Source organism: Xanthobacter sp. BG11Y11_SDJG, from assembly GCF_057364445.1.
This window is the reverse complement of sequence record NZ_JBNFNU010000206.1, coordinates 1-7,413: the sequence shown is the minus strand read 5'-3', so window position 1 is coordinate 7,413 and position 7,413 is coordinate 1. Positions and strand designations below refer to the sequence as shown.

At 69.2% G+C, this 7,413-nt stretch carries 8 protein-coding genes and 1 pseudogene; 4 read left to right on the top strand and 5 right to left on the bottom strand.

Going from position 1 to position 7,413, the window contains the following annotated elements:
- Positions 1-247 precede the first annotated feature (247 nt).
- Positions 248-1,075, top strand: a complete 828-nt coding sequence (map, locus tag AC2W7M_RS15945; protein ID WP_121624349.1) for a type I methionyl aminopeptidase — start codon at positions 248-250, stop codon at positions 1,073-1,075.
- An 11-nt stretch (positions 1,076-1,086) separates the two neighbouring features.
- A complete protein-coding gene (radC, locus tag AC2W7M_RS15940; RefSeq protein WP_486133198.1) occupies positions 1,087-1,788 on the top strand; it encodes a RadC family protein in 702 nt (233 codons plus the stop codon).
- 68 nt (positions 1,789-1,856) lie between these two features.
- On the opposite strand, the pseudogene AC2W7M_RS15935 reads toward radC, so the two are convergent.
- From AC2W7M_RS15935 to AC2W7M_RS15915, 5 genes and pseudogenes are all read right to left on the bottom strand, one after another.
- Positions 1,857-2,816: pseudogene (locus AC2W7M_RS15935) on the bottom strand (Bug family tripartite tricarboxylate transporter substrate binding protein); the annotation flags it as partial.
- Positions 2,817-2,972: 156 nt separating this feature from the next.
- Complete coding sequence (locus tag AC2W7M_RS15930) at positions 2,973-3,146, bottom strand: hypothetical protein (RefSeq protein ID WP_486133197.1); 174 nt, start codon at positions 3,144-3,146, stop codon at positions 2,973-2,975.
- Positions 3,143-3,931, bottom strand: a complete 789-nt coding sequence (locus tag AC2W7M_RS15925) for a Bug family tripartite tricarboxylate transporter substrate binding protein (protein ID WP_486133196.1) — start codon at positions 3,929-3,931, stop codon at positions 3,143-3,145. Before AC2W7M_RS15925 ends, AC2W7M_RS15930 begins: the two co-directional genes overlap by 4 nt.
- A 258-nt stretch (positions 3,932-4,189) precedes the next feature.
- Positions 4,190-5,386, bottom strand: coding sequence for an amidohydrolase family protein (locus tag AC2W7M_RS15920; protein WP_486133195.1), 1,197 nt, complete (start codon positions 5,384-5,386; stop codon positions 4,190-4,192).
- Positions 5,387-5,403: 17 nt separating this feature from the next.
- Positions 5,404-5,991, bottom strand: a complete 588-nt coding sequence (locus tag AC2W7M_RS15915) for an amino acid synthesis family protein (protein WP_486133194.1) — start codon at positions 5,989-5,991, stop codon at positions 5,404-5,406.
- 79 nt (positions 5,992-6,070) lie between these two features.
- On the opposite strand from AC2W7M_RS15915, the gene AC2W7M_RS15910 reads away from it, so the two are divergent.
- Both AC2W7M_RS15910 and AC2W7M_RS15905 read left to right on the top strand, forming a co-directional pair.
- Positions 6,071-6,739: a DUF4286 family protein gene (locus AC2W7M_RS15910; RefSeq protein WP_486133193.1), complete on the top strand. Its 669-nt coding sequence runs from the start codon at positions 6,071-6,073 to the stop codon at positions 6,737-6,739.
- Positions 6,740-6,742: 3 nt separating this feature from the next.
- On the top strand, positions 6,743-7,413 hold a 671-nt coding region (locus AC2W7M_RS15905), incomplete at its 3' end, for a GntR family transcriptional regulator (RefSeq protein ID WP_486133192.1).

The following is a 7,413-nucleotide window of genomic DNA, read 5'->3' as shown; positions in this document are numbered from 1 at the left end:
CCGGAGGGATCGGGACGCCGCGGGCGCGCGGGGGGTCGAAGGCTTCGGCGGCATGGCACACTCTGGACGGCGCAGCAGCGGGGGAATCGCGCCGCCGCAGGCCTTTTTCATAGCATGGGCGGCCGCGCCCGCGGGAGGCCGCAGCCGGCGCCACATGCGCGCAGCGCTTGCTTTGCCGGTCAACTGGCCTAAATCTGAGGCGGGATCACAGCGCCGGCTCGCACGCCGGTGCCGCAAGGCAAAGTCGATGAGCTACGTAGCAGCGGCCAGCGCGCCGCTCCGCAAGACCGGACACATCAAGCTCTACGGGCCAGAGGGCTTCGAGGGCATGCGCCGCGCCGGCCAGCTGACCGCCCGCGCGCTCGACGCGGTGGCGGAGATGGTGCGCCCCGGCGTCACCACCGAGGCCATCGACCAGCTGATCTTCGATTTCGCCCTCGCCAACGGCGCCTATCCGGCGACCTTGATGTATCGCGGCTACCGCCATTCGGTGTGCACATCGGTGAACCATGTGGTGTGCCACGGCATGCCCAACCCCCGCCCGCTGCGGGAGGGCGACATCGTCAATGTGGACGTGACGCTGGTTCTCGACGGCTGGTACGGGGATTCGAGCCGCATGTTCGCCATCGGCGCGATCCCGCGCCGGGCGGAGCGGCTGCTGGAAGTGACCTACGAGTCCATGATGCGCGGCATCGCCGCGATCCGCCCCGGCGGGCATGTGGGCGACATCGGCGCCGCCATCCAGGACTTCGTCGAGCCGCAGCACATGAGCGTGGTGCGCGACTTCTGCGGCCATGGCGTCGGCCAGGTGTTCCACGACGAGCCGAACATCGTCCATGTGGGCCGGCGCGGGGAAGGCCCGCAACTGGTGCCGGGCATGATCTTCACCGTGGAGCCGATGATCAATCTCGGCCGCCCGCACGTGAAGGTGCTCTCGGACGGCTGGACCGCGGTGACGCGCGACCGTTCGCTCTCCGCCCAGTTCGAGCATGCGGTGGGCGTCACCGAGACCGGGGTGGAGATCTTCACCCTGAGCCCGAAGGGCTATCACAAGCCGCCTTACCAGATCGCCTGACGGCACGCGCCATGGAGGAGCCCGAGGACGGCGTCGCCGAGGCCCCCCACTTCCACGGGCATCGCGACCGGCTGCGCGAGCGCTTCCGCGAAGCCGGCGCCCAGGCGCTCGCCGACTATGAGCTGCTGGAGTTGCTGCTGTTCCGCGCCGTGCCGCGGCGCGACGTGAAGCCCCTGGCGAAGGCCTTGGTGGACCGTTTCGGCTCCTTCGCCGAGGTGATCGCCGCGCCGCCGGCGCTTCTGGCCGAGATGCCGGGCGTGAAGCAGGCCATCATCACCGAGCTAAAGCTGGTGGAGGCCGCCGCCCAGCGCCTCGCCAAGGGGCAGGTGAAGCGCCGCCCGGCCTTGTCCTCCTGGAGCGCGGTGCTCGACTATTGCCGGACCGCCATGGCGTTCCAGGACCGCGAGCAGGTGCGCGTCCTGTTCCTCGACAAGCGCAACCAGCTGATCACCGACGAGGTGCTCCACACCGGCACCGTGGACCATGCGCCGGTCTATCCCCGCGAGGTGGTGAAGCGGGCGCTGGAGCTCTCCGCTACGGCCATCATCCTCGCCCACAACCACCCCTCGGGCGATCCGACGCCGTCGCGCGCCGACATCGACATGACGCGCAAGATCATCGACGTGGCGAAGCCGCTCGGCATCGAGGTGCACGACCACATCATCGTCGGCAAGGAAGGCCATGCCAGCCTCAAGGGGCTGAAGCTGATCTGAACCGGCGCCGGCGGGAAGCGGGGGCTGGCCCCCGCCTCTCGCTCAGTTGATTTCGATCCCCGCGCCTTGACGATCTGCGCATAGCGCGCGGTGTCGGCCTTGATGCGGGCGAGGAACGCCTCGCCGTCGAGGCCCGCGGCCTCCGCGCCGGCGGTGTTGAGACGCGCCACCACGGCCGGGTCGGCGAGCGCCGCCTTGAGGTCCTTCGCCACCTTGGCGACGATGTCGGCGGGCGTGCCCTTGGGCGCGAACAGGCCGACCCAGATCGAGGCATCGAAATCGGCGATCCCCGCCTCGCGCGCGGACGGCCAGTCGGGGGCCAGCGTGGTGCGCTCCTTGGTGGTCATGCCCAGCACCTTGACCTTGCCGGACTTCACGTGCGGCAGGGCCGAGGAGACCGCGAGCACGCTCACGGGAACCTCGCCTCCGGCGATGGCGGCGGCGGCCGGCGCGCCGCCCTTGTAGGGCACGTGCAGCAGCTTGGTGCCGGTGATCATGGCGAACCATTCCGCGGTCAGGTGGTTCATGGTGCCGGCGCCGGGCGAAGAATAGGCGATGTCGCCCGGCTTGGCCTTGGCGGCTGCGATGAACTCCACCAAAGAGCCGTAGGGCGTATTGGCGTTGGCCGCCCAGAGCAGCGGCGTGTTGGTCACCATGGCGATGGGGATGAGATCCTTCTGCGGATCGTGGGTCAGGTTCTTGTAGAGCGCCGGGTTGATGGTGATTTCGCCGTTGGTGGCCATCAGCAGCGTGCTGCCGTCGGGCGCCGAACGCACCGCCGCGTCGACGCCGATGGTGCCGCCGGCGCCGGGGCGGTTCTCCACCACCACCTGCTGGCCCCACGTCTCGGCGAGCTTCTGGCCCACCACCCGCGCGGCGATGTCGGTGACGCCGCCGGGGGCGAACGGGACGATCAGGTGCACCGGCCGGGGTGGGCCAGTCCTGGGCGGACGCCGGCGGCGCGGCGAGAAGGGGCGAGCGCGGCCAGCGGGCGCCGCGACCGCGGCGCGCACGAGGGTCTTCAGCATGGTCATTCCCCTGGATGGTTGAGCGATGCCCGCCGGGAACGGCTCCCGTGGCCACACCGGGCCGTCCGGCGCCCTCGCTAAAGGGCGCCGCGCCGGGTCGACGGTTGGATGGAGCGCGCTCCGCGGCGGCGCAATGGGCCCGCGCGGGGCGGCCGGTCACTTCTCCGGCTTGAGGCCGATGGCCTTCACCAGCGGCCCGAAGCGGGCGTCCTCTTCCTTGTAGAACTTCGCCAGTTCCTCCGGGGTCGAGCCCACGAACACGGCGCCCTGGGGCTCCATGCGCGCGCGCAGCTCGGGATCGGCGGTGACCTTGGCGATGTCGGCGCTCATCTTGTCGACGATCGCCTTCGGGTTCCCTTCGGCACCACGATCGTGGTCCAGGACTGCGCCTGCAGGAACGGGAAGCCGGCCTCGGTGGAGGTCGGCACGTCCGGCAGCTGGGCGGAGCGCGTGGGGGCCAGAACCGCAATCGGCCGCAGCTTGCCGGCCTTGATGTTCGGCATCACCTCGGTGGGCACGCCGGCATAGAATTGGAGCCGGCCGGCGACGAGGTCCACCACGCCCTGCCCGCCGCTCTTGTAGGGCACGTGGACGAGGTCGACCTTCTCCTTCTGGGCCAGCATCTCGCCGATCAGATGCGGCGTCGTGCCGGCGCCCGGCGAGGGATAGGTGAGGCCGGGATTCTTCTTCGCGTACTCCACCAGCTCCTTCAGGTTGTGGATCGGCAGATTGGCGTTCACCACCAGCACCAGCGGATAATAGGCGATCAGCGAGACCGGCTCGAAGCTCGCCGTGGTGTAGGGCAGGTCCGGATAGACGTGCTGGGTGATGATGAAGGGCGGCGGGGCAACCATCATGGTGTAGCCGTCCGCCGGCTGCTTGGCGGTGTAGGCGGCGCCGACGGTCGTGGTGGCGCCGGGCTTGTTCTCGACCACCACCGGCTGCTTCCACATGTCCGTGAGCTTCTGCGCGACGCTGCGGCCCATGATGTCCGACGAGCCGCCGGGAGCGTAGGGCACCACCAGGGTCACGGGCTTGGTGGGAAAGTCCTGCGCGCCGGCGGCGGCAGACGTGAGCAACGCCGGCAGCAGCGCGAGAGCATATTTCCAGGTCATGTTTTGGTCCCTCTGGTTATCTGAAAATATGAACGTCAGACAATCTCATGCGCATCGGGACCGGATGTCAATATGCCTACGGATCGAAGCTAACTTTTTCAGCATTCGCCTTGTTGTGCGCCATGCAATGGGTCGTTCCTGCCCATCTCCGACGCGCCCGCCCGCGGCCGATCACGGCGCGCCGGCGACGCCTACGCGCACGAAAAAGGCCGCCTCCCATGGGAGGCGGCCTCTGCCGAGAGCGGGCGATGCACCGGCTCAGTGGCCGGCGCCGCCGAAATCCTGGGGCACGGTGTTCTTCGCCACCCGCACCTTCTTCATGGTCTCGGGCGTGTTGCGCGAGCGGCCGACCACGCGCGGCACGCCGGCCGTGACCACGGCGCCCACGGCGGGAACGTCGCCGTTCACCAGCCCGGCGAGGGCGTCGTTCTGCGAGCCGCCGGCGCAGGCGTCGATCACCACCACGTCGGCGTCCTTGCCGGGGGAGATGATGCCGCTGTTCAGCCGGTAGACGCGGGCATTGTTGCCGGTGGCCGCGGCGATGGCGATCTCCGGGTCCATGCCGCCGAGCGAGGCGAGGTGGCTCAGCGTGTAGAACATGCCGAGCGGCATGATCCCGCTGCCCGTGGGCGTGTCGGTGGCGACCAGCAGCCGATCGAGCCGCCCCGCCTCGGCGAGCAGCTTGCCCACCAGCAGCGTGGTGCGCAGGTTGCCGGCGGTGCACACCTGCATGGCGACGTCCGATTCGCCGACGAGGCGCGGGAAGTCGGCGTCCGGAATGGCGGTGGGGCCGCCGTTCACGTGATAGGACACGTCGGGCGCGATCTTCAGCACATGGTCGGCCCAGATGCCCGACGATCCGGGGATGGACGAGCCGCCGGTATGCACCATGGAGACCATGCCGTGCGCCCGCGCCATGGCCACCAGCGGCGCATAGTCATAGGGCGTGGCGAAAGCGCCGAAGCCCGCCTTCACCATCCACACGCCGAGCGCCGCCAGTTCGGCGAAGTCCGCATCCGTCAGGCCGGGCTCCAGGATCAGCGAGCCGGCATGCACGCGCATGCCGCCCGGCCGGTAGGTCTCGAAGCACTTCATGGCGGCGACCGCGAGCGCCTTCACGCCGGCCACGTCCTTCGGCCGGCCCGGCACGTGCACCTCGGAGGCGCTGATGGCGGTGGTGACGCCGCCATGGACGTAGCTCTCCAGGAAGCCCACCGTCTTCTGCCGCGGCGTGTAGTCGCCGAAGGTGATGTGGACGTGGGAATCGATCAGGCCGGGAATGGCGGTCGCCCCGCCCGCGTCGATCACCACGTCGCAGGCCTCCACCTCGGCGGCGCCGAGCGTGCCCACCGCCGCGATGCGGCCGTCCGCCATGAGGATGCCGTCGCCCGGCACCACCGGCGCCGCGAGGTCGCCGGTGACGATCCGGCCGAGATTGACGATCGCCGTGCGCATGGACGCGCCCTCCCTGCTCAGGCGGAGGCCTTGGCCTTGCGCGCCACCACCTCGTCGTGGGTCATGCCGCCCACGCGCGCGTTCAGCCGCCCGCCGCTGGCGAGGCAGAAGATGATCGCCACCTCGTCCGGCTGCGGGCCGTCCGGCACCACCACCGACATGCCGTCATAGTGCGAGCGCACATAGACGTCGTCCTTGTGGTTCATGGGCACGTCGATCATCGTCCCCGGCGCCGCCACCTTGGTCATGGACGAGATCCAGGCGTCGCCGCCGCCGATGGCGTCGCGGATCGGGTTCGCGAAGGCGGTGGTGAGCAGCGCGTTCGCGTGCTCCTGATAGCCCGCAAGGCCGACGATGCCCGCCTTGCCGTAGCTCTGCGCCTTGTGGGGGCCGAGCGCCTCGACGGCGCGCGCGGCGATGAAGGCGCCGAGGTCGACGCTGGCCGCGATCAGCGGCTTCAGGTCGTCCACATAACCCTTTCCGGCGAGCGGATTTTCCACGATCGCGACGACCGCCACCTTGCGCACGGGCGCGGCGGCCTTGCGCCCCTCGGCCTCGTTGCGGTCCTCCACGGTGACGATGGTTCGGCGCACATTGAGCTGCATGCGGATCTCTCGAAGGCTTGACTTCATCTGTCGGCCGACTATGACTTTGTCAGACAATTTGTCAATCGGAAGATCAGAGATGCAAACGAAGGCGCCGTCGATCCTCTTTTCCGAAATGGCCCCCGGCGCGGATTTCGAGGACAAGTTCCATCGCTGGTACGATGAGGAGCACATCCCCATCCGCATGGCCTGCCCCGGCTTCGTCAGCGCCCAGCGCTATGCGCGCGAGGACGGCAAGGGGTATCTGGCCGTCTACGAGATGGAGACTCTCGGGGTCATGTCGTCCGCCGCCTACAAGGTGGTGAAGGAGCAGCCCTCGGACCTCACCGCCTGGATGCTGAAGAACGTCACCGGCTTCACGCGCTATCTCGCCGACGAAACCTTCGTAAAGGTCCAGCCGGAGGCCTTCGATCCCATCGACGCGCCGATTCTCTACGCCGTGTCCTTCAACGTACCGAAGGAGGCGCAGCCCGAATTCGATCGCTGGTACGAGACCGAGCACATCCCCCTGCTGATGGCGAACCCGGACTGGCTGATGGTTCGCCGCATGCGTGTTGCCGACGGGGTTCCCGACCCCTATACCCATCTGGCATTGCATTATCTGGCGGATTCGCGCGCCCTTGCCTCGCCGGAGCGCGAAAAGGCCCGTGGGACGGAGTGGCGCGCGCGCCTTGCGGCCAACGACTGGTTCAAGGCGAGCTACACCGTCTTCCGGCGCCATGGACCGCGCCAGATTGGCCGAGGTTGAACCGTGCGCCCTTCCGATCTGCGCGTCTCGCCCAAGACCGTCCAGCAGCAGGCGGTGGAAAAGCTGCGCTCCGCCATCATCGCCGGCATCTTCAAGCCGGGCGACCGGCTGGTGGAGGTGGACCTGTGCGAGATGCTGGGCGTCTCGCGCCCCTCGGTGCGCGAGGCGCTGAGGAGCCTTGAGGCCGAGCGCCTCGTCTCCATCATCCCCAATCGCGGGCCGCAGGTCCCCATCCTCACTTTGGAGCACGCCGGCGAGATCTACCAGGTGCGCGCCTTGCTTGAGGGCGAGGCGGCGGCCTTGTGCGCCCGCAAGGCGACGCCGGCCGACGTCAAGACCATGACGGCGGCGCTCGCGGCCTTCGCCAAGGCGGTGCGCGCCGACGATGCGGCCGGACGCATCGCCGCCACGGCCGATTTTTATCGCGAGATCACGCGGGTGTGCGGCAACCGCATCATCGAGGAGACGCTCCAGGGCCTGATCGCGCGCATCAACTTCCTGCGCGCGCGCTCCATGTCGCTGCCGGGGCGCGGCAAGCAGAGCCATGCGGAAATGAAGGCCATCCTCGAGGCGGTGGAGAAGGCCGATCCCGAAGCCGCGCGCGCCGCCGCGGTGCGCCATGTGGAGGAGGCCCACCGCGCCGCCCGCCTCGCCTTCGAGGCCGCGCCGGAGCC

What these genes read in the sequence shown, in the direction of transcription:
- map (WP_121624349.1), top strand. Translation starts at nt 248, where the DNA reads ATGAGCTACGTAGCAGCGGCCAGCGCGCCGCTCCGCAAGACCGGACAC.
- radC (WP_486133198.1), top strand. Translation starts at nt 1,087, where the DNA reads ATGGAGGAGCCCGAGGACGGCGTCGCCGAGGCCCCCCACTTCCACGGG.
- AC2W7M_RS15930 (WP_486133197.1), bottom strand. Translation starts at nt 3,146, where the DNA reads ATGAGCGCCGACATCGCCAAGGTCACCGCCGATCCCGAGCTGCGCGCG.
- AC2W7M_RS15925 (WP_486133196.1), bottom strand. Translation starts at nt 3,931, where the DNA reads ATGACCTGGAAATATGCTCTCGCGCTGCTGCCGGCGTTGCTCACGTCT.
- AC2W7M_RS15920 (WP_486133195.1), bottom strand. Translation starts at nt 5,386, where the DNA reads ATGCGCACGGCGATCGTCAATCTCGGCCGGATCGTCACCGGCGACCTC.
- AC2W7M_RS15915 (WP_486133194.1), bottom strand. Translation starts at nt 5,991, where the DNA reads ATGCAGCTCAATGTGCGCCGAACCATCGTCACCGTGGAGGACCGCAAC.
- AC2W7M_RS15910 (WP_486133193.1), top strand. Translation starts at nt 6,071, where the DNA reads ATGCAAACGAAGGCGCCGTCGATCCTCTTTTCCGAAATGGCCCCCGGC.